Annotated in this window: 16 protein-coding genes and 1 pseudogene; 5 read left to right on the forward strand and 12 right to left on the reverse strand. The window is 59.8% G+C overall.

The window, feature by feature from the left end; all coding sequences use genetic code 11:
* The 3 genes and pseudogenes from HMPREF2724_RS13240 to HMPREF2724_RS08235 all read right to left on the reverse strand — a co-directional run.
* Positions 1–166, reverse strand: a pseudogene (locus HMPREF2724_RS13240) (DNA repair exonuclease); the annotation flags it as partial.
* Positions 167–220: 54 nt separating this feature from the next.
* Positions 221–1,054: an SWIM zinc finger family protein gene (locus HMPREF2724_RS08230; protein ID WP_061925914.1), complete on the reverse strand. Its 834-nt coding sequence runs from the start codon at positions 1,052–1,054 to the stop codon at positions 221–223.
* Positions 1,054–4,095, reverse strand: coding sequence for a DEAD/DEAH box helicase (locus HMPREF2724_RS08235; RefSeq protein WP_070588168.1), 3,042 nt, complete (start codon positions 4,093–4,095; stop codon positions 1,054–1,056). Before HMPREF2724_RS08235 ends, HMPREF2724_RS08230 begins: the two co-directional genes overlap by 1 nt.
* 237 nt (positions 4,096–4,332) lie before the next feature.
* On the opposite strand from HMPREF2724_RS08235, the gene putP reads away from it, so the two are divergent.
* Genes putP through HMPREF2724_RS08250 form a run of 3 tightly spaced genes read left to right on the forward strand, consistent with a single transcriptional unit; the run spans position 4,333 to position 6,973 of the window.
* Positions 4,333–5,895: a sodium/proline symporter PutP gene (putP, locus tag HMPREF2724_RS08240; RefSeq protein WP_070432819.1), complete on the forward strand. Its 1,563-nt coding sequence runs from the start codon at positions 4,333–4,335 to the stop codon at positions 5,893–5,895.
* Positions 5,896–5,955: 60 nt separating this feature from the next.
* Positions 5,956–6,492, forward strand: coding sequence for an HNH endonuclease family protein (locus HMPREF2724_RS08245; RefSeq protein WP_070432818.1), 537 nt, complete (start codon positions 5,956–5,958; stop codon positions 6,490–6,492).
* A gap of 37 nt (positions 6,493–6,529) precedes the next feature.
* Positions 6,530–6,973: a hypothetical protein gene (locus HMPREF2724_RS08250; protein WP_061925925.1), complete on the forward strand. Its 444-nt coding sequence runs from the start codon at positions 6,530–6,532 to the stop codon at positions 6,971–6,973.
* A 70-nt stretch (positions 6,974–7,043) separates the two neighbouring features.
* On the opposite strand, the gene fepB is transcribed toward HMPREF2724_RS08250, so the two are convergent.
* From fepB to HMPREF2724_RS08270, 4 genes are read right to left on the reverse strand one after another with little or no spacing between them, the layout of a single operon-like run.
* Complete coding sequence (gene fepB, locus HMPREF2724_RS08255; protein WP_070432817.1) at positions 7,044–8,069, reverse strand: Fe2+-enterobactin ABC transporter substrate-binding protein; 1,026 nt, start codon at positions 8,067–8,069, stop codon at positions 7,044–7,046.
* Positions 8,070–8,115: 46 nt separating this feature from the next.
* Positions 8,116–8,910, reverse strand: coding sequence for an ABC transporter ATP-binding protein (locus HMPREF2724_RS08260; protein WP_070588172.1), 795 nt, complete (start codon positions 8,908–8,910; stop codon positions 8,116–8,118).
* Positions 8,907–9,953 carry a FecCD family ABC transporter permease gene (locus HMPREF2724_RS08265; protein ID WP_070588174.1) on the reverse strand — a complete coding sequence of 349 codons (1,047 nt, stop codon included), beginning with the start codon at positions 9,951–9,953 and terminating at the stop codon, positions 8,907–8,909. Before HMPREF2724_RS08265 ends, HMPREF2724_RS08260 begins: the two co-directional genes overlap by 4 nt.
* A 1-nt stretch (position 9,954) precedes the next feature.
* A complete protein-coding gene (locus HMPREF2724_RS08270) occupies positions 9,955–10,950 on the reverse strand; it encodes a FecCD family ABC transporter permease (protein WP_210385646.1) in 996 nt (331 codons plus the stop codon).
* A 66-nt stretch (positions 10,951–11,016) separates the two neighbouring features.
* On the opposite strand from HMPREF2724_RS08270, the gene HMPREF2724_RS08275 reads away from it, so the two are divergent.
* Positions 11,017–12,111 (forward strand): alpha/beta hydrolase, encoded by a 1,095-nt coding sequence (locus HMPREF2724_RS08275; protein WP_070432816.1) that lies wholly within the window; start codon positions 11,017–11,019, stop codon positions 12,109–12,111.
* A 93-nt stretch (positions 12,112–12,204) separates the two neighbouring features.
* Here HMPREF2724_RS08275 and HMPREF2724_RS08280 read toward each other — a convergent pair whose 3' ends face one another.
* On the reverse strand, positions 12,205–14,190 hold the full coding sequence (locus HMPREF2724_RS08280; RefSeq protein ID WP_070588176.1) for a DEAD/DEAH box helicase: 1,986 nt from the start codon (positions 14,188–14,190) through the stop codon (positions 12,205–12,207).
* Positions 14,191–14,351: 161 nt separating this feature from the next.
* Between HMPREF2724_RS08280 and HMPREF2724_RS08285 the strand changes: the two genes are divergently transcribed.
* Positions 14,352–15,230: an SGNH/GDSL hydrolase family protein gene (locus HMPREF2724_RS08285; protein WP_070456208.1), complete on the forward strand. Its 879-nt coding sequence runs from the start codon at positions 14,352–14,354 to the stop codon at positions 15,228–15,230.
* Here the strand turns inward: HMPREF2724_RS08285 and hutI are convergent.
* The 4 genes from hutI to hutH all read right to left on the reverse strand — a co-directional run.
* Entirely contained in the window at positions 15,227–16,405 is a 1,179-nt protein-coding gene (hutI, locus tag HMPREF2724_RS08290) for an imidazolonepropionase (protein ID WP_061921860.1), read from the reverse strand. The genes HMPREF2724_RS08285 and hutI overlap by 4 nt on opposite strands.
* A 48-nt stretch (positions 16,406–16,453) precedes the next feature.
* Positions 16,454–18,130 carry a urocanate hydratase gene (hutU, locus tag HMPREF2724_RS08295; RefSeq protein WP_061921857.1) on the reverse strand — a complete coding sequence of 559 codons (1,677 nt, stop codon included), beginning with the start codon at positions 18,128–18,130 and terminating at the stop codon, positions 16,454–16,456.
* 277 nt (positions 18,131–18,407) lie between these two features.
* Entirely contained in the window at positions 18,408–19,070 is a 663-nt protein-coding gene (locus tag HMPREF2724_RS08300; RefSeq protein WP_141748360.1) for a flavin reductase family protein, read from the reverse strand.
* 1 nt (position 19,071) lies between these two features.
* Positions 19,072–20,392: histidine ammonia-lyase (hutH, locus tag HMPREF2724_RS08305; RefSeq protein WP_070588179.1), on the reverse strand; the 1,321-nt coding region annotated here is incomplete at its 5' end.

Raw genomic sequence — 20,392 nt, forward strand, 5'->3', positions numbered from 1 at the left:
CGTCACCTGCCACCACGATGAATTCCGCGCCGGTTTCCGCGGCTAATTCGCCGAGCCTGACAACGGCCGCCTCACGGTCATCGTTGAAGCGCACCTGGGCCTCGCCCTCGAGGAACCAGCGGGTCATGCCCAACTGAAAGTCCGAGGTATGGATGAAGGTCACCATGGATGAAACTCTCCCCTTTTAAAGTCTCCGGCAGCAGGCGCTAAGCCCTTATGCCTATTGGTGAGTCAGATGATAGTAAAGGTCCTCGACATCAGAGACCGCGCGAAGCAAATCTATGTTCGTATGGCTGACGGCGCGCATGGCCTTACGCAGCAGATCTGGGTCAGAGTCATCAACTGCCGGTGCCACTTTCGGGCGCGGCATATCGGGCAACTGCCGGCCTTCCCAAAACAGCTCGTTGCGCTCTTCGGGGCTGAGGCTGCTACCGGAAAAACTGTCCTGGGAGACATTTTTCGCCTGCTCCATCACAGCCTGCTCGAGGCGCGCAAAGTCCAAGCCACGCAGGGCAAAGATTACCGAGGGATCGGCATCCATGCGCGCCGCCAGCCGGTCGGCCACGGCAACCACGTGCTTGCACACGTACTCGGGGTCCGGGCAGGTGCATGAAAACCGCATATCGGCTGGGTCTTGCGCAATGAGAATGTCGAGCGCTTCCTCACTGAGCAGGCCGTCGCGTGCGTTCGCGATCGAGTTCGGCGTGCGGGCAAACATTTGGCTCAGCTCCGCCACGTCATCGTTGGTGCGATACGGCACCTGCAACAACACGGTGAAAGGCTCGTTCTGGGAACCGGCAACCTTGCCGTGTACTGCGCCGTTGCGCACGTCCAGGCCCACCACATGACCGCCGTTGGCGTACTGGCGTCCACGGGTAATGCGCCCGGAATCGGCCTCCTTGTTCACGAAGGAGACGATGCGCGTTGCCGCAGGAGCCATGCTGCGCACGCGAGAGACGCGGCCGGCCTCCTCCGGCGTGCTCACGCGTTTGCGCGCGCCGAAGTTGGCATAGATGACGTTGTCGTGTTCCTCAGACTTAGTATGCTGCGCCATTAGTCAGCCTCCCTGTAGCTCATCAGCTGTGCCAATTGCTCCGGATCCAGCTCGGTTAGCCAGCCTTCGCCCTCGCCTACCACGGCGCCGACCAGGTGCGTCTTGCCGTCCAAAATGTCCTGGATGGATTCCTCGAGCGTGCCCGCAGTAATCATCTTGTAGACCTGCACGTTGCGTTGCTGACCAATGCGGAAGGCACGGTCGGTCGCCTGGTTTTCCACGGCGGGATTCCACCAGCGATCCATGTGCACAACAATCGACGCCGCGGTCAGGTTCAGGCCCGTGCCGCCTGCCTTGAGCGAGAGGATCATCGCCGGCGGCCCGTCCGGCGCCTGGAATTCCTCCACCATTCGGTCACGACGGTTCTTTGTCACCCCACCGTGCAGGAACGGGATGTCCCTGCCCAGCTGCTGGGTGAGATAAGGCTGCAAAAGGTCGCCGAAGGCCTTGTACTGGGTAAAGATGAGGATGCGTTCTTCGCTTTCTACAGCTTGGTCCACAATCCGCATCAGCTCTTCGACCTTGCCCGAGCGGTGCTTTCCCTTAATGGTGATGGCGGAGCCATCGCCCAGATAGTGTGCCGGATGGTTGCAGATCTGCTTGATGCGAGTCAGCGAGGCCAACACCAGGCCGCGGCGCGACATGCCCTCACGTACCTCCAAGGCCTTTTGCACGTCGTCAACAAGCGCCTTGTACAACGCCGCCTGCTCGGCCGTCATCGCCACGGTGATGATCTGCTCCGATTTCTCTGGCAGGTCATCGATGATGTTCGGATCCGTCTTGAGACGGCGCAGGATAAACGGCGCTGTCAGCTGGCGCAGGCGCTCGGCCATGGTCTCGTCGTTTTCACGCTCGATGGCCTTGGCAAAATGATTACGGAAGAAGGACGCGCTGCCCAGAACGCCGGGATTGCAGAAATCCAGGATGGAGCGCATCTCCGACAAACGGTTTTCCACCGGCGTGCCGGTCAACGCGATACGGTGGCGCGAAGGCAGCGAGCGCACCGCCTTCGAGGAACGCGTCGCGGCATTCTTAATCGCCTGTGCCTCATCGAGCACCACGCGGTCCCATTCCACCTTGCCCAAGGTAAGGAAGTCACGGCCGACTGTTCCGTAGGAGGTGATGACGAGGTCTGCCTTCTCCGCGGCTTTGATGAGTGCTTCATCCTTGAGGCGATCCGAGCCGTGCTGCACCAGGACTTTGAGGCTCGGCACGAACTTCGCGGCCTCGCGCGCCCAGTTGCCCACTACGGAAGTAGGCGCCACGACAATGGTTGGCTTGAGCTCCGGGTTTTCTTGGCGCTCGATGGCAAGCAGCGTAAGCAGCTGGAGGGTTTTGCCCAAGCCCATGTCGTCGGCGAGCACTGCTCCAATGTTGTTGCGGGACATCCAGTAGAGCCAATCCACGCCGCGGCGCTGATACTCGCGCAGCTCCGCCTGGACGGTATCGGGCAGCTCGATGCGCGCGGGCGCGGGAGAATCCATGCCGCCGAGCAGAGAGGTATGCCACGTCGAGCCGGTAAATTCCACTGGCTCCTCGGCCATGGATTGCAGGGCCAACTCGCGCAGCTCCGCCACGGAGACCTGGGAGGTTTCGCCCTCGTTGAATTCTTGCAAGCGCTTTTCGACGTCCGCGACAAGTTCCTGCCAGCCCGGCTGTTCTAGCTTCCGAGCGCGCTCGGCGGCGGCGCTAAGCCGCTCGAGTTCCTTCTTCTTACGCTTCTTGGCGGTTTCCGCCAGCTTGTCCATGTACTCGGAAATCTTGGACAACGCCTGGGTATCGGCGGTCACCCACTCGCCGCGGAGGCGAATCAGGCCGGACTTGGACGCCACCAGCTGGCGCATCTCTTCCTCGGTGAGCTCAATATCGCCTACGGAAAGATGCCAATCATATTCCACCAGCTTGTCCATGCCGAGGTGGGCCTTGGTGGATCCTTCGGCAGGGTCACGCACCTCGCGGGTTTCCAGTTTGGCTTTGGTTTCCATGTGCGCCCATGCCTTAGGCAGCAGCACGGTAAAGCCGGCTGCCTTGAGCTGGGCGACGTCCTTGGAAACGAACTCCACCAGCTGATCGGTGCCCAAGAATACATCCCAATCGCCGGCGTCATAGTCCGGAACGGCCGAAGACTCGCGCAGGCGCGGCGCCAGGCTAAGTGCCTTGCGCTGCGAGTCGCGCAGCTTGACCACGCTGCCTCTGTCCAGCTGCTCCTCGATGATGGGGCGCGGGGCGTCGGTGCCGGAACGGACCTGCACGCGGATGGGCCAGACGCTGGATTCTGGATCTTCATCGTGGCCGGGCTCTTCCACAATGAACACCAGCTGCAGGTCGACAGAGGTAATCGAGTCTTTCCACTCGTTTAGAGCACGCAGCAGCTGCGCGCGCCCCTTTTTCACCGGCGCGGTCGTGAGCATGGCCTGCGCGAAGTCGTGCCACGGTGCGGGACGGGGGGCGTCGGCAAGCGAGCGCAACTGTGTAAATGCGATCCAGTGGGTCAGCTCGTCTGCCATGTCATCAGAAAGCGCGCGGTTATTGATGGTCAAAATGCCCGGCGCGGCAGCCAGCATCTCGGCGAGCCATCCGCGCTCGCCCAAGCCCGAGGTCAGCTGCCACATGGGGAACCACTCGCCGCCCTGATAGGAAAGGCGGATGGTCACGCGCCCGGCGCGCACGAACTTGCTAAGTCCCCGGTAGGCGCGAATCAGCCACAGAAGATCTGGGGCGATGGTGGCTTTTTGTTCCGGTGTTGCCGCTTGGCTTAGTGAGTCTAAAAACTCCATCTTGGCCAGGGTGGCCACGGCTTCCTCGGGAGCAAACATGGCCATGGGGACCATGAGGGAGACGTCCTTGCCCTTTGGCGTGCGCAAAGAGACTCGGGCGCGGTTGCGGAAGGACTTCTTGGCAAGAATTGTCTCCACCACCTCGGGGAAAGTCCCCTCTGGCACTGCCGAAGGCATGATGATCTTGTGCCCTTCCACCTGCTCAATCCATAGGCTAAGCCCTGAGACTGGGAGCCAAGGGCCGTGGAGGAGGTAAGAAGCCATAGCTGCCAGTCTAGCAGCGCACCTTTTGGGGGCAGGGCGAGAGCTTTAAGGGCGAAAATTGCAAGAAAGCGCAATCGTTATAATCTCGTTATATTCTTACGTTTCCACTGATAGACCATGAGATTTACCTGTGTATGGAGTCACATATTTTTGGTAACGGGACAGAATCTCGTTGGGTTGTAATGCGCGTCACGTTAGCGTGGGAGGGTCCTACTCTCAAACAACGAGGAGAAATCCGTGCAAGATTCCACTTGGTACGTCGTGGCGATGATTCTCTATCTGCTCGCGATGGCCGCCATCGGTTTCTGGAGCTATAAACAAACAGACCAGTACGACGATTACGTCCTGGGCGGGCGTGGACTCCACCCCTTCGTCGCGGCACTGTCCGCCGGCGCCTCGGACATGTCCGGCTGGCTGCTCATGGGCCTGCCTGGCGCATTGTTCTTAACGGGCATGTCGGAGCTATGGATGGCCATCGGCCTGCTGGTTGGCGCATGGGCCAACTGGAAATGGGTCGCCCCACGCCTGCGCTCCTACTCTGAGATTGCCGGTAACTCGATTACCGTTCCGTCCTTCTTTGAGAACCGCCTGCATGACAAATCCCGCGTGCTGCGCATTCTCTCGGCCGCCATCATCATCTTCTTCTTTACCTTCTATGTCTCTTCCGGCATGGTCTCCGGCGGCCGCTATTTCGAGTCCACCTTCGGCGGCGATTACTTGGTCGGCATGCTGATCGTTGCGGCCGTTACCGTGTTCTACACCTTCGTCGGCGGCTTCCTCGCGGTCTCCTACACCGATACCGTGCAGGGCTTGCTCATGTTCGCCTCGCTCATCATCGTTCCGATCATGGCAATCATGACTTTGGATAATCCTGGCGATATCTTCAGCTTCGCGGCGGAGAATCCTTATGCTTCCGGCGGAGTCATTGAAAACCCTGAGTACTTCTCGCTCTTCTCCGGTGTTTCCGCAGCAGTTATCATCGGCAACCTAGCCTGGGGCTTGGGGTATTTTGGTCAGCCGCACATCATCGTGCGCTTCATGGCGCTGCGCAAGCCTGCCGACGCCCGCGCGGGCCGCTTCTACGGCATCAGCTGGATGTTCCTTTCCCTGATTGGCGCCATCTTCGTGGCCCTGGCCGGCACGGTATTTTTCACCAACACTGATCACGCCATTACCGATCAGGAAAACTACGAAACCATCTTCCTTGACATGGCCCAGGTCATGTTCCACCCACTTTTTGCAGGTCTGGTTCTGACTGCGGTTCTGGCCGCCATCATGTCCACCATGTCCTCACAGATGCTCGTGGTTTCCACCTCTCTGATCGAGGATCTGTTCATGATCGTGGCAAAGAAGAAGCCCTCCCAGGACGTTCTCATTAACCTATCGCGTACGGCTGTGGTTGCCATTGCCATCATCGCGACAGTCCTGGCGATTAATCCTTCCGATTCCATCCTGGGCTTGGTCGGCTTCGCTTGGGCCGGCTTCGGTTCCGCATTCGGCCCGCTGGTGCTGCTGTCCCTGTACTGGAAGCGCCTGAACTCCACCGGCGCGATTGCCGGCATGGTGACCGGTGCCATCGTGGCTATCGGCTGGGGCATGTCTGCGCTTTCCGATGCCCTCTACGAGCTGGTCCCAGGCTTTGCCATCTCCCTGGTGGTCACCGGCGTGGTCTCCCTAGTGACCAAGGCACCAGATACCAAGGTCGTCACCGAGTTCGAAGAAGCTTCCCAGCTGGCCAAGCTTGTTGAAAACAACAAAAACTTGGACTTCGAGGAAGCAGCAGAGAAGGTACAAGGCTAAGCCACCCTTATATCTCCCCACCGGGAACCGCGCACAGCACGGCACAAGTCTAAATAGTCTATGAAGCACTATTTTCTTGCCGGGCTGTGCGCGGTTACTGCGTTGTGGGGCCTAAACCACTTCCTGCCGGGCCCGCCCTTGGGCGTGGCTGAAGCAGATATGCGAGTTCGCATCATCGGCTACGAACGCGAAGCCTTCGGCGGCTGGCTACCCGATACAAAGGACAATGTACGAGATGCCCAGGCCACCGCCTACGGCCTATACGATCCTTATTCGGGTAAACACAACCCAGCCACCGTTGAGGTCGACCACGTCTTCCCTCTTTCGGCGGCGTGGGACATGGGCGCCTACCGCTGGGATAGGCAGCGCAAGACAGCCTTTGCCAATGACCCGCTCAACTTGGTAGCAACTGCAAAAGATCTCAACCAGGACAAGTCCGATTCCCTGCCTTCCGAGTGGCTACCGCCTGCCAACCGCTGCGACTACTCCCGCCGGCTTGCGGCCGTGGCACGCAAATATGATTTGCCCCTTCCAGCTGCGGATGTACGGGTAATGCGCAGGCAGTGTCGGTTCGATTTCCAGCTCACCACTGACTAAACTTCTTGCGAACCCCAAACTGAAGTGAAAGGCCTCCATGACTAGTCTTCTAGTAATTCTGCACGTCCTCGCAGCAGTGCTGCTCATCGGCCCGGTCTGCGTGGCAACTTCTGCCTTCCCTGGTCAGATGTTTAGCGCCGCCAATGGTGAGCACGTAGCAGTCGGTGCAGCGCGCATCCTGCACAAGATCACCAACACTTATGGCTACATCTCCGCCATCGTGCCGGTTCTGGGCGTCGCTGTCTTCCTGACGGACCTCGAAGCCTACAAGTCCGCAGTCCAGTTCCACATCGCGATCCTGCTGGCAGTTATCGCTTGGTGCCTGCTGTTCTTCCTCATCGTGCCGAAGCAGAAGAAGGCCCTCGCTGCTCTCGACGGCGCCGAAGACATGGACGCTGAAGGTCTGAAGAAGCAGCTTTCCGCTTTCTCCGGCATCTTCAACCTGCTGTGGATGATCTGCGCAATCTTGATGTTTGTCTAATCAGCCAACAGCATAAATAGGCCGCGATCCGTGGGGATCGCGGCCTATTTATGCTGTTGGGGCCTTGCGCTTATTCAGCAAACTGCTTGGCCAGGGAATCGAGCATCAGCTGCGCGGAGAAGTAATCAAGGCGGAAGGTCTCCCCTGGCAAAAAGTAGACCTGCTTATTCTTATATGCCGGTGAAGTGTTGAAGGCTTGTTCCTTTTCCATTGTCGCTTGGGTTTTCTTATCGCCAGCGACGACGATCCAAGATTCGCCTGGCAGACCTTTTTGCACGTTTTCCAAGGACAGCTGGACGATGTCGCCGCGCGACTTGCCCATCGAAGTATCACCCTTTACTTGCTCAGGGATATCCGTCAGCGTGAAGCCAAGTCTTTCCAGGAGCTGCGATTGCGCAGCCTTGTGCGTCAGTGCAGCTGCGCCCGAGCCATCTCCAAAGACGGTTAGCGGCGACACCGCATGATCTGGGACCTTGATGGAATTCGCGACCTTGTCCACTTTCTGGTCGAAGTCCGCAAGAATTTGTTTGGCCTTGTCCTCCTTGCCGGTTGCCTTCGCCAGCATGGTCGTGACGTCTTGCCACGAGGCCTTCGTATAATCCACCACCATCACTGGCGCGATCTTCCTCAGCTGATCCACCTGGTCATAGGCTGAATCGCCGCCATTTTTTGAAACGATGATTAGATCCGGCTCGTAAGGCAGAACGTCTTCTGGGTTTGGTGAAGAATTCGACCACAGCTTTTCCACCCCTTTGGCTTTGGCCTCCTCCGAGTATTGATTGAAAAAGCCCTGATCATCGGACAATCCCTCGATATTGGGCTTGGTCGCGCCCGAGGCCACGACGGGTGCTCCTAGGGCGAGGAGCGAACCGGTCAGTGTCGTCGAGGTCGAGACGATGCGCTGTGGCTGTGCCTCAATCTCTAGGTTGCCGTCATCGGTTTCTACGGTGCGGGGCCACTGCCCCGTCTGCGTCGCTTGCGTCTGAGCCTCAGGTCTTTCCTGCTCACCAGCGTCTTGGCTGCTGCAGCTAACAAGCGCCACGCTGGTAGCTAATACAACCGTTAGCGCCGTAATAGCGTTGAGATGTCGTTTCAATTTTTCTCCTTGAGAAATCGGATGGACTTTGTTTAGGGGTTCGAGATCAGGAATTTGGCTTCAACCGCGGCCTGGGAATGACCATCGGCTCGTGGGGGAGTGGGGCTGGGGTGACAAGGCAGCGCACACCGTAGACATGTTCGAGCAGCTGCTCAGTGACCACCTCACGAGGCGGCCCCTGCCCCACGACGGCTCCGTCTTTCATGACCACCAGATTGGAGGCATAGCGCAGCGCAAGATTGAGATCGTGCAAGACCGCCACCACCGTTCGGCCTTCATTGCACAACTTCTGGCACAGTTCCAAGATGTCGATGTGATGTGCAAGGTCGAGAAAGCTCACCGGCTCATCGAGCAGGATGGTCTCAGTCTGCTGAGCCAACACGAGTGCAAGCCAGACGCGTTGGCGCTGACCGCCTGAAAGAGCATCTACCTCTCTATCTGCCAAGTCGGCAACACCAGTTTGTGCCATGGCCAGATCTACAGCTTCACGGTCCGCGCTCGACCACTGGCGGAAAAGGCTTTGGTGTGGCGAGCGGCCATGCGCCACCAGTTCACGCACGGTCATCTTCTCTGGCGCCTTGGCCTCCTGCGGCAGCAGCCCAAGCCTTCGCGCGAGTTGCCGGGGCGCGGTGGCATAGACTTCCCGCCCATCCAGCACGATGGAGCCTTCGTCAGGCTTGTGTAATCGGGCGATGGCACTGAGCAGCGTTGACTTGCCGCAGGCGTTTGGACCAATGATTGCGGTAAATTCCGCTGCCGGAATCTCCAGCGTCACCGATTCAGAAATCACGTTCTTGCCATAGGTAGTGCGCACTTCGCTCAGCTTTAGTTTCGTCTTCATCTTGTTTCCTTCCGCAGCAACAGACCGAAAAAGTAAAACCCGCCTACTGCAGCAGTGATGACTCCCACGGGTAGTTCGGAAGCCCAGACCTGCCCCATGACATCGGCGCCTAAGAGCAACGTTGATCCGACGGCAGCCGCCGGAACAACTGGGGTGTTACAACCGGTAAGCTGTTTCGAAATATGAGGAGCTAGTAACGCAATGAACGCGATGGGGCCCGCGGTTGTAGTCGCGATGGCGACCATGAGCGTTGCCAAGATAACCAACCAAGCGCGTTCCGTGTTAACGCGCATACCGAGTGTGCTAGCGCGTTGCTCCCCCAGCGCTAAAAGGTGCAGCTGGCGCTGCGCACACAGCAGGAGGAGCATCACCACCCCGCCAGCGGCGAGAGCAACGGTCACTTCCTTCCACTCGACTGCGGTAAGCGTTCCCGTAATAGCACGAGCCGCGCCATAGGCGGCATCGCTATCGGCCTGGAGCAGGAGCCAGCGATTTAAAGAGCCCAGCATCGCCGACAGCGCGATGCCGGCCAAAATCAGGCGCACACCGCCAAAGCCTCCTTTGCTGGACAAAGCAAAGATCACTGCCCCGGCTAGGGTTCCGCCCACCATTGCCGCGAAGGAAGAACCAATGATGCTGCCGCCAAAGACGAGGACGCTCACCAAGATTCCCGTCTGTGCGCCCATGGAAAACCCGATGATGTCCGGGCTGCCCAAGGGGTTGCGAGTTATCGTTTGGAAAACACCCCCCGACATACCCAACAGCGCTCCTACCACGATGCCCGCAAGGATGCGCGGTAGACGCCACTCCACTATCACCAAGCGAGCGCGCTTTTCCCCGCCTCCGCTAAGAACTTCCCACAAGTCCGCAAATCCATAACTAGTGGTACCAACGCGTAAAGCGACAAGGCTCAATGCCAATAGAAGTATGGAACATGCTAAACAAACGCCCCAACTGCGGAAATGGACAATGACCGAGTACTTCCCCGTTCCCACTCGCCACTGACCTTTCGGCAGACCACCTCGCTGTATTAGGTGTGACATGTCAGCTCCGAGTCTTCATTCGAGTTGCCATAAAGAACAAGAAGGGCGCTCCGACAAAGGCAGTAAGGACACCCACTGGGATCTCGGAGGGCCTGGCGATGACGCGGCCCAGGATGTCTGCAGTGAGCATCAAGCACGGTCCGAATACCAAGCACAAGGAGATGGTCCAGGCAAGGTGTGAGCCCATCAGCCATCCCGCCCACAGTGGGACCATGAGCCCCACGAAGCTGATGGGGCCAGCAATCGCAGTTGCGGCAGCACAAAGCAAGGTCAGCCCCACCAAGGCAAGGCCTCGGGTTCGCACCACATCGGTGCCCAAGGCGGCAGCGACGTCGTCGCCAAGCGCCATGTTTGAAAGCTGCGGGAACGTTGCAAAGATGATGACGAGCCCAGCGGCGAGCGGTACCGCAAACCACCACAGGTTGACGTCGTTGCGAGTTAGCGCGCCCACGTCCCAGTAGCGAAACGTTTGAAATGCATCTTCGCGCAACAACAATAGTGCCGAAACGACGCCGCCGGACGCGGCGGAAAAGGCGGCGCCAGCGAGCACCAGCCGCACGGGCGAGGCACCGCCCACTTGCGAGGCACCGCCAACGAAGTACACCAAAGTCGCAGCGCCGGCCGCGCCCACCGCAGCGAGGAGAAATTGCATGTGGGCACTATCAGCGCTACCCAAGCACGCACCCACCACGATGGCGAGCGAAGCCCCAGAGTTGACGCCCAGTAAGCCTGGGTCTGCCATCGGGTTCCTAGTAATCACCTGCATTACTGCACCTGCGACTGCAAGGGCTACTCCCACGAGCACGCCCACCACCGTCCGCTGCAGACGCAACCCATTGACGTTGTAGCTTTCACCGGAGCCATCAGGATGAAGGAGCAAGTGCCACACGTTGGCTAGCGGAATGTGGGATGAACCGATAGCTAAAGAAGCAAAACACAACAAGGCAAGAATTGCGCAGGTCAGCACTAAGACGGCAATACGCCGAACTGTGAGCACGAGGCAAACCTCCCACCGAACTAAAGTAACCCATTATTTATTTAGGTGATGCTATACTAACTCGTTATGTTATCCGAAATTAGCCTTCTTAGTGCAGCTCAGCGCATTGATTTCGATTGGGACGAAGTTAATCCCGAAAAGGTCTATGCGCGTTACCAGGTGCTTTCGCACACCGATGACCAAGCGGTTGTACTCATCGCTTCGCCTCACGACGCTTACGTTTTCTTCGACACAATCACTCACGTCCATCGCGAAGACCTCGAGCATTTCCGGCTACGGCCTTACCGCGACTGGTTCGTCGGCGCTTTCGCGCTACCGCGCGGTCTCGTAATGAGTGCCGGGCTAATTCCTGCAGGCAAGCCAATTTCAACCGAACGGGAGCAATGGATTAAACACATTGAAACTGCCACAGCACTCGACCAAGAATCCGAGAGGGTGGGAAACCTTACTTGCCTGCGCGTGCCAGCGTCTGGTGAAGTTCCGGCCGCGCCTTATCCCGTTCGCAAGCCCCAACACCACACGCTTTTCGATATTGCCGCCCCCGACGGCCACCGCTTTAGTGTGGAGGCCTGGGCTGATATCACCGGCGGCCCTTCGCTTCTGTTGCTCACAGATGGCAACAGGTACGTAAACTCCTACCCGTTCGCGCCGCAGTGCAGCACCGCATATTTCAGCACCACGAATGCGCAAGACCGCGGCACCTTGCTGTGCAACGCGGCGGTGCTTGAGCCTTTTCTCGCCGATCAGTTGCTTCCCTGGCTGCATGGTCTCGGGGTAAATATGCGACCTGCGGACACCGCCATCGCCGGCGCTTCCTTCGGCGGGCTCGCCGCCGCTCGCACCGTGCGCAGGCGTCCGGACCTGCTAGAAAATGCCATCGTGCAGTCGGCGTCCTTTTGGTTTGATCCAGAAGAACTTGCGGCTTGGCAAAAGCCGCTTGCCGGGCCACCGCGGCGAATCTTCCATGAGATTGGCACCCTAGAGACCGCATTGAGTTCCAGCACCCCCACGAAAAAGGATTCCATGGGCAGTGTCAATCAAGAGTTCGCGCGTTGCTTGCAGTCACCTCACCAGGTATCGCGCCAATTCGTCGGCGGCCACGATTATGCCCCATGGCGCGAAGGCATCATCGCGGGCATACAGCATTTGAAGTTGCGCTAAAACGGCGAAACCGCCGTCCCCCCATTCTCCCTGGTTTGCTGCACCTCTAAGGTACCGCGGAAGAAAAAGGACGGCGGTAACGCTTTGCGCGTGTTAGTCGTGCCAACCGCCACGACGGTCATCACGGTCACGGTAGCCACCACGGCCACCCCGTCCGCCACGGTCGTCACGGCGCCCACGGCCTCCGCGACGATCATCACGGTAACCACCACGGCCGCCGCGTCCGCCACGGTCATCGCCATCGCGGCGCGGCGGGCGGCCGGTGTCCTTGGCGATGTTAATCAGCTGGCCGGAGATGCGTGTGTCCTTCAGACGGTCCAGCACTGCGCGGTCAAGGTTCTTCGGCAGGTCGACCAGGGTGTGGCCCACTGCAATGGTGATGCGGCCGAAGTCCTTGGAGGACAAGCCACCCTCGTTGGCCAGCGCACCGACGATGGCGCCTGGGCGCACGTTCTGGCGCTTGCCGACGTCCAGGCGGTAGGTCTCAAAGTCACCGTCCGGGCGGCGCGGGCCACGGTCACGATCGCGGTCACGGAAGCCGCCACGTCCACCACGGTCGCGGCGATCCCCACGGTCAAAACGGTCGCGGTCACGGCGGTCGCGCTTCGGCGCTGGCTGCTCCTTGAGCAGGAAGTCCTTACCGCCCTGCAGCTGGACTGCAAGCGCTGCGGCGATGTCATCCATGGCAACGTTGTTCGTTGCAGAGTACTCGCGAACCATGTCGCGGAAGAACTCGAACTGCTTCTCACCCAGGGACTCGCCGATCTTGGCCAGGAATTTTTCCTTGCGCTTCTCGTTGACCTCGTCAGCGGAAGGCAGGTCCATTTCCTCGAGGCGGGCGTTGGTCACGCGCTCGATGGAGCGCAGCATGCGGCGCTCACGCGGGGTGACGAACAGGATCGCCTCACCGGTACGGCCTGCACGGCCGGTACGGCCAATGCGGTGCACGTAGGACTCGGTGTCGTTCGGGATGTCGTAGTTGACCACGTGGGTGATGCGCTCAACGTCCAGGCCACGAGCGGCGACGTCTGTAGCCACGAGGATGTCCAAGCGGCCATCCTTGAGCTGGTCAACGGTGCGCTCACGCTGCTGCTGGGCGATGTCGCCGTTAATGGCGGCCGCGTTATAGCCAGCGTCGCGCAGATTGTCAGCGACCTCTTCGGTCTCGTGCTTGGTACGGCAAAAGACGATGATGGCGTCGTACTCGATGACCTCGAGGATGCGGGTGAAGGCATCCATCTTCTGACGGTGTGGGGTCAAAAGGTAGCGCTGCGTGATGTTGTCATTGGTGCGGCGCTCAGACTTGACCGTTACCTCAGCAGGATCGTTGAGGTACTGCTTAGACAGGCGGCGGATGGAGTTCGGCATCGTTGCCGAGAACAGCGCGACCTGCTTTTCTTCCGGAGTGTCTTCCAGGATGCGCTCAACGTCTTCCTGGAAGCCCATGTTCAGCATCTCGTCTGCCTCGTCGAGGACCAGGAAGCGCAGCTGGGAAATATCCAGGGAGCCCTTCTCCAGGTGGTCGATGACGCGGCCTGGGGTGCCGACGATGATCTGGGCGCCACGGCGCAGACCAGAAAGCTGAATGCCGTATGCCTGACCACCGTAGATTGGCAGCACCTCGATGCGGCCCAGGTGATCAGCAAAGGACTGGAAAGAGTCCGCAACCTGCAGGGCAAGTTCACGCGTTGGGGCGAGAACCAGTGCCTGTGGGTGGCGTACTTCTGGGTCGACCTGGGATAGAACCGGCAGCGCGAAAGCTGCGGTCTTTCCGGTACCCGTCTGGGCGAGGCCCACGACGTCGCGGCCTTCCATCAGGATCGGGATGGTTTGTTCCTGGATTGGGGATGGCTGGGTAAAGCCGACCTTCGCAACGGCGTGCTGAACATCGTCAGGCAGGCCGAGAGTTGCAAACCCCTGGGAATTGTCGTTGGCTGAAGTATTTTCAGCGCCGGTGTCCTCAGGGTTATTCGCAGCCCCGGTGGTTTCAACGTCACCTTGCGAGATTTCCTGAGATTCCGACTTATTGATTTCTTCCGGCTCGTTCACGCCGCCGGTGGCGTTATCGGTAATGCTCATTGCTTGCTCCACAGTACGTTATACAAACCCCCTACCGCCATCGATCGAGCTAAAAGCGCTTTAAAGGTGCCAACAAACACACCATCTATCCCATTACCTAACGGTCACACCCGCCCAATTTCATAGTCAACCTTCCCCCGCATTTGCGTACAATCACGCCCATGACCATCCCCGCTCGTCTCTTTCCGCGCCACGTGCGCCACAGCACGCTGGCTGCGCTGGCAACCACCGCCCTAGCGCTCAGCCTTGGCGCCTGCGACACAGCAAAAGAAGAGACAGGCAAGGACGAGCAGACTAGCGACGCCCTGCACTACGTCGCGTTGGGCGACTCTTATGCCTCGATGGGCACCCGCGGCGCCCCACACACCGGGCCAGGATGGTGTGCACGGGCGAGCGACAACTATCCGTCACAGTTACAGCAGATGAAGGGGCTCGCGCTTGACGACGTCACGTGCCAAGGCGCCCTAACCGACCACGTCCTGGGGCCACGTGCGGACCTTCCACCGCAGTTGGACGCCGTGGACACCACGACCGACATCATCACCTTGTCCATCGGCGGCAATGACGCCGGCTTCGGCGTACTGACAAGCTGCGCTATGAACACCAACGATCTGAATTGCGCCGAACTCCACGGCGGGGAGATCGACCAAGCCCTGGCGGCACTGCCTGCCAAGCTAGACGATGTCTACGCCGGCATCCACCGCAAGGCCCCACAGGCCAAGATTTTCGCGACCGCCTATATGCCACTTCTTGCACCGACGGATAACGAAAGCAATTGCCCCGCGATTGAAAAAGTCAGCGACGTCGACCGTCTTTGGCTGATGCAAAAGATTTCGCAGATCAACTTGGAAGTCGAGCAAGCAGCCCACCGCGCCGGCGCGCAGTTCGTCGTGCCACCGGGCACCGAACTGCACACCGGCTGCGCCCCCGTTGCGGAGCGCTGGGTCGACCTCGCGGGGACTGAAAATGGGGCCTACCCTATGCATCCCACCCACGAAGGGCAGTCAGCGATGGCACATGCCATCGCTGAGCGCCTTTAGAACGCAGGTTTTCCTGCGACAAACGTACGCCACGTCATGGGCATACCCGGGCGATAAGCCAGGTGAATGGCGCTCGGTGCATCGAGCACATGAAGATCGGCCGCAGCGCCTTCAACAATCGTGCCCTTTGCCGGACGCCCCTGCGCATCTAGGCCTCCACCAACATCGTGCCTGCGAAGAGCTTTAGCGCCACCAAACGTCGCTGCTCGGACAGCCTCGTCTAGAGATAGACGCTGCTGCAACACCGCCGTAGTAACACAAAAATTCATCGAGGAGGTATAAGACGTTCCCGGATTCAGATTAGAAGCGATAGCAACGGTGGCGCCTGCATCAAGCAGACGACGCCCTGGAGCTAGCGGCTCGCGAGTGGAAAGATCGCAGGCAGGAAGCATGGTAGCGACGGTCTCGGAGTTGGCTAAAGCCTCAATGTCGGCATCGCTCAAATAGTTAACGTGGTCGACTGAAGCGGCATCCAGCTCAACCGCGAGTTGAACACCGGGCCCCTCACCCAACTGATTACCGTGTACACGCACGCCTAAGCCACGTTCCTTACCAGCAGCAAGAACCCGCCGAGACTGCGTCTCATCAAACGCGCCTCGCTCACAGAACACGTCAATCCAATTCGCATAGTCTGCGACGCCGTCAAGCATCGGGCCTACGACCTCATCCAAATAGTCATCAGCATCCGCGCCTGGTGGAACAAGGTGCGCGCCGAGAAAAGTGACGTCATCTGCGTACTTGGATGCTACCCGCGCAGCTAGCACTTCGGATTCGGTGTTGAGGCCGTACCCAGTCTTTGTCTCGACGGTCGTAGTACCGCCTCGACGGGCCGCTGCAATGCGCTCGACCAGAAGCTGCTCGAGTCGGCTTTCGCCAGCAGAGCGAGTGGCATCCATAGTGACTGCAATGCCGCCTGCTTCATAAGAGCCACCGCTCATGCGGGCCTCGAATTCGGCGGAGCGGTCTCCATCGAAAATCATGTGGGTATGCGAATCGACCCAACCGGGCAAAACTGCTCGCCCACCGCAATCCACGATGTCGTCAGCGGCCGGCGCTTGAGACCGCTGCCCCACCCACGAAACCACACCATCGGTGACGACGATGGCGGCGTCGTCAAGCGTTCCGGCTTCACTAACCGTGTGTAATTCGGAGATTCCAGTAAACAGGGTGCTCATCTAAAGCGTCCTTTCTGGGTTTGACCAACCCGTATGTGGTGCCGTCTGCTAGTCGCGAGCTCGAAATTCCATCGGAATACGTACGCCGCGCTCATCAGCTACTTCCTTCGCGCGAGTGTATCCGGAATCGACGTGGCGGATAACGCCCATGCCCGGGTCGTTGGTGAGGACCGCGCGCAGCTTGGCGGCGGCCAACTCGGTGCCGTCTGCAACGGTAACCTGACCGGCGTGGATGGAACGGCCCATGCCCACGCCGCCGCCGTGGTGAAGGGACACCCAGGTAGCACCGGAAGACACAGCGGTCATGGCGTTAAGCAGTGGCCAGTCTGCTACCGCGTCAGTGCCATCGAGCATCGCCTCGGTTTCGCGGTACGGAGAAGCCACGGAACCGGAGTCGAGGTGATCACGCCCGATAACAATCGGAGCAGAGACCTTTCCGTCACGGACAAGCTCGTTGAAGAGCAGGCCGGCCTTGTGGCGCTCGTTATAGCCGAGCCAGCAAATACGCGCCGGCAGCCCTTCGAACTCAACGTACTCCTCTGCTGCGTCGAGCCAGTTGTGCAGGTGCTCGTTGTCTGGGAAGAGCTCCTTGAGGGCTTGGTCGGTTACCTTGATGTCCTCTGGGTCACCGGAGAGCGCAGCCCAGCGGAACGGGCCAAGGCCCTCGCAGAACAGCGGACGAATGTAGGCCGGCACAAAGCCAGGGAACTCGAAGGCACGCTGGTAGCCGGCCTTGCGAGCCTCATCACGAATGGAGTTGCCATAGTCAAAGACCTCTGCGCCCTCATCCTGGAACTCGACCATAGCCTGGACCTGAGCAGCCATGGACTCGCGGGCCTTCTTAGTGAAGGTGGTTGGATCCGCCTTAGCCTCGTTGTGCCAGTCTTCAACGGTGATTTCAGAAGGCAGGTAGGACAAAGGATCGTGGGCCGAGGTCTGGTCGGTGACGATGTCGACGGTAAATTCCCCGGCGCGCTGGCGGCGCAGAATCTCCGGGAATACCTCGGCGGCGTTGCCTACCAGGCCTACGGATAGCGGCTTCTTGTTTTCCTTGGCGTCAAGAACCAGCTTGAGTGCTTCATCTAGGTCGGTGACAACCTCATCGAGGTAACGCTTATGCTGGCGGCGCTTTAGGCGGGTTTCATCAACGTCCACGATGAGGCAGGCACCACCGTTAAGGGTGACAGACAGCGGCTGTGCGCCACCCATGCCGCCGCAGCCACCGGTCAGGGTGAAAGTGCCGGCCAGGGTGCCGCCAAAACGCTTCTTCGCTACGGCCGCGAAGGTCTCAAAGGTGCCCTGCAGGATGCCCTGGGTAGCGATGTAGATCCAGGAGCCGGCCGTCATTTGGCCGTACATCATGAGGCCCTCGTCCTCGAGCTCACGGAAGTGCTCCCAGTTGGCCCAGTCCCCCACGAGGTTGGAGTTTGCGATGAGCACGCGGGGTGCCCACTCATTGGTCTTCCAGATGCCGACCGGCTTACCCGACTGGACGAGCAGGGTCTCGTCGGACTCGAGATCCTTAAGGGACTCTACGATGGCATCGAAGGCTTCCCAGCTGCGCGCTGCACGGCCGGTGCCGCCGTAGACCACGAGATCCTCGGGGCGCTCGGCTACCTCCGGGTCGAGGTTATTCATGAGCATGCGCAGGGGCGCTTCGGTCTGCCAGGACTTGGCGGACAATTCGGTTCCGCGCGGTGCGCGTACTTCGCGTGGTTGAGACATGGTGAGGATTCCTTTCGCTTGTGCTTTTCGACGCCCACACAAGCCCCCTAGGCCGGTATCCCGGGGCTGTCCCCGAGGACTTGTTCAGCGTCACATGTCATAAAGTACTGTGACACAGCTCTGTGTACCATGCCACATTAGCCCTAACTGTCTCGTATATGAGACACATGCGGGATGATCTATGACGGCCTGCATGCGCCGGTTTATCCCCCTCTTTTCTGCGGCCCTCCTCGCCGCTTGATCCACCCACGCGGGCCAGCGGGCTATGGCCGATGCGCTAGGCGCTGCCCTCTAGTCCGGCGCGCGCGGCGTCGTCGGAGCCGGGCACGCGCATCTCGAATTTTCCTGTGACCACGGTGTAGTCAAAGTAGCCCATGCGCGCGATGGGCTTAATCTTGAGGATGTCAAGCTTACCTTCCTCATCGATGACAGATTCATCGATATGGATGGTTTTTACATCCGCCACCACGAGGTCGATGCTGCCCACCTTGGAATTACCAGGCACGCGCAGCGTGGTCTTGTACTGGCACTCGAACTTCACCGGCGATTCTTTCACCATGGGAATGCGGTAATTGTCCGCATATTCCTTGGTTACGGAAAGGCGGTCCCACTCGCTGTCGCCATAGTCGAGCACCTGGGCGGATTTATTGACTTCCTCGCGTAGATCATAGGTGGCCATATTCCACACGAACCAGCCGGTCTCCTCCGCGTTAAGCACCGTGTCCTTGCGGCGACCATCCGGGTACTGGTTGGCCGAAAACATCACCATGGGTGGATCGAAGGTGAGGTTTTGCCACTGACTATAGGGCGCGATGTTTTCGCGGCCCTCACCATCCACGCTGGAAAGCCATCCAATGGGGCGCGGTACCGTGCTGGCTTTAAAAGGGGAAAACGGCAAGGGGTTGGGCTCAGATTGCGGGCGCCAAGAGATGATCGACATATTAACCACGCAGCTTTCCGGTAGCATTCTCGACGGCTTCGACAAGCGCGCCCTCCTTGACTAGGCGCACGGTCTCCTCGATTTCCGGAGAGAGGTAACGGTCCACACCTGGCCCCTTGACGGTTTCGCGCAGCTTGGCGATCACCGCGCCGGTTCCCTTAGCCGGGGCACCCTCGCGCATGTCGATGGCGCGGGCGGCGGTGAGGATCTCAACGGCCAGCACGCGCTGCAGGCCATCGACGGCCTTGCGCAGCTTGCGAGCCGCGGACCAGCCCATAGACACGTGGTCTTCCTGCATGGCAGAAGAAGGAATGGAATCGGCCGAAGATGGGTTGGCCAGGCGCTTCATTTCGCTCACGATGCCGGCCTGGGCGTACTGGGCAATCATGTGGCCGGAGTCAACACCGGGGTCGTCGGCAAGAAATGCGTTCAGCCCGCGGTTGCGTGCCGGGTCCAGGAAGCGGTCGGTACGGCGCTCGGAAATCGAGGCCAAATCCGCGGTGACAATTGCCAGGAAGTCGAGCGCATAGGCCACCGGCGCGCCGTGGAAGTTACCATTGGAGACCACGCGGCCATCCTTGGTCACCACCGGATTATCCACCGCGGCAGCCAGCTCGCGTTCAGCCACCTGGGCAGTGTGGGTCAACGTATCGCGGAAACCGCCGGCGACCTGCGGGGCGCAGCGCACGGAGTAGGCATCCTGTACCTGATTCTTCTTGAACTCCTCGAGCGCGGCTTCCAAGATCTGTGACCCCTCGGCCACCTGGAGGATATTGGCCGCGGCATCGGCCTGGCCCGGATGTGGGCGCAACTGCTGCAGGTCATCTGCAAAGACAACGAGGGTACCCAGCAGGCCCTCCACGGTCATGGCGGTGGCAATATCGGCGGTCTTTGCGGCCGCGCGCAGGTCAGTAATGGCCAGGCAGAGCTGGCCGAGCATGCCATCGGTGCCGTTGATGAGCGCTAGGCCTTCCTTCTCGCGCAGCTGCAGCGGCTCGATGCCAGCTGCGGCCAAGGCTTCGCCCGCATCCTGCAGCTCGCCGTTTACCCGCACCTCGCCTTCTCCCAACAGGGCCAGTGCACAGTGAGCAAGCGGCGCCAAATCTCCGGAGCAGCCCAGCGAGCCATACTCGCGCACCACCGGCACAATGCCGGCATTGAGGGCCTTGGCATACGTTTCCACCACTACGGGGCGCACGCCAGTGCGGCCGGTGCACAGGGTGGACAGGCGCAGCAGGATCAGTGCGCGGATGACTTCTTCTTCTACTTCCGGGCCGGTGCCCGCAGCATGCGAACGTACCAGGGAAAGCTGCAGCTGGGCG

It is taken from the genome of Corynebacterium sp. HMSC071F07, from assembly GCF_001810285.1.
In the GTDB taxonomy this organism is placed as follows: domain Bacteria; phylum Actinomycetota; class Actinomycetes; order Mycobacteriales; family Mycobacteriaceae; genus Corynebacterium; species Corynebacterium simulans.

Bases quoted from the DNA above. Each gene is read 5' to 3' on its own strand.
- hutI (WP_061921860.1), bottom strand. From the start codon at position 16,405: ATGAGCACCCTGTTTACTGGAATCTCCGAATTACACACGGTTAGTGAA.
- HMPREF2724_RS08285 (WP_070456208.1), top strand. From the start codon at position 14,352: ATGACCATCCCCGCTCGTCTCTTTCCGCGCCACGTGCGCCACAGCACG.
- HMPREF2724_RS08300 (WP_141748360.1), bottom strand. From the start codon at position 19,070: ATGTCGATCATCTCTTGGCGCCCGCAATCTGAGCCCAACCCCTTGCCG.
- HMPREF2724_RS08230 (WP_061925914.1), bottom strand. From the start codon at position 1,054: ATGGCGCAGCATACTAAGTCTGAGGAACACGACAACGTCATCTATGCC.
- hutU (WP_061921857.1), bottom strand. From the start codon at position 18,130: ATGTCTCAACCACGCGAAGTACGCGCACCGCGCGGAACCGAATTGTCC.
- HMPREF2724_RS08265 (WP_070588174.1), bottom strand. From the start codon at position 9,953: ATGTCACACCTAATACAGCGAGGTGGTCTGCCGAAAGGTCAGTGGCGA.
- HMPREF2724_RS08260 (WP_070588172.1), bottom strand. From the start codon at position 8,910: ATGAAGACGAAACTAAAGCTGAGCGAAGTGCGCACTACCTATGGCAAG.
- HMPREF2724_RS08235 (WP_070588168.1), bottom strand. From the start codon at position 4,095: ATGGCTTCTTACCTCCTCCACGGCCCTTGGCTCCCAGTCTCAGGGCTT.
- HMPREF2724_RS08275 (WP_070432816.1), top strand. From the start codon at position 11,017: ATGTTATCCGAAATTAGCCTTCTTAGTGCAGCTCAGCGCATTGATTTC.
- HMPREF2724_RS08250 (WP_061925925.1), top strand. From the start codon at position 6,530: ATGACTAGTCTTCTAGTAATTCTGCACGTCCTCGCAGCAGTGCTGCTC.
- HMPREF2724_RS08280 (WP_070588176.1), bottom strand. From the start codon at position 14,190: ATGAGCATTACCGATAACGCCACCGGCGGCGTGAACGAGCCGGAAGAA.
- HMPREF2724_RS08245 (WP_070432818.1), top strand. From the start codon at position 5,956: ATGAAGCACTATTTTCTTGCCGGGCTGTGCGCGGTTACTGCGTTGTGG.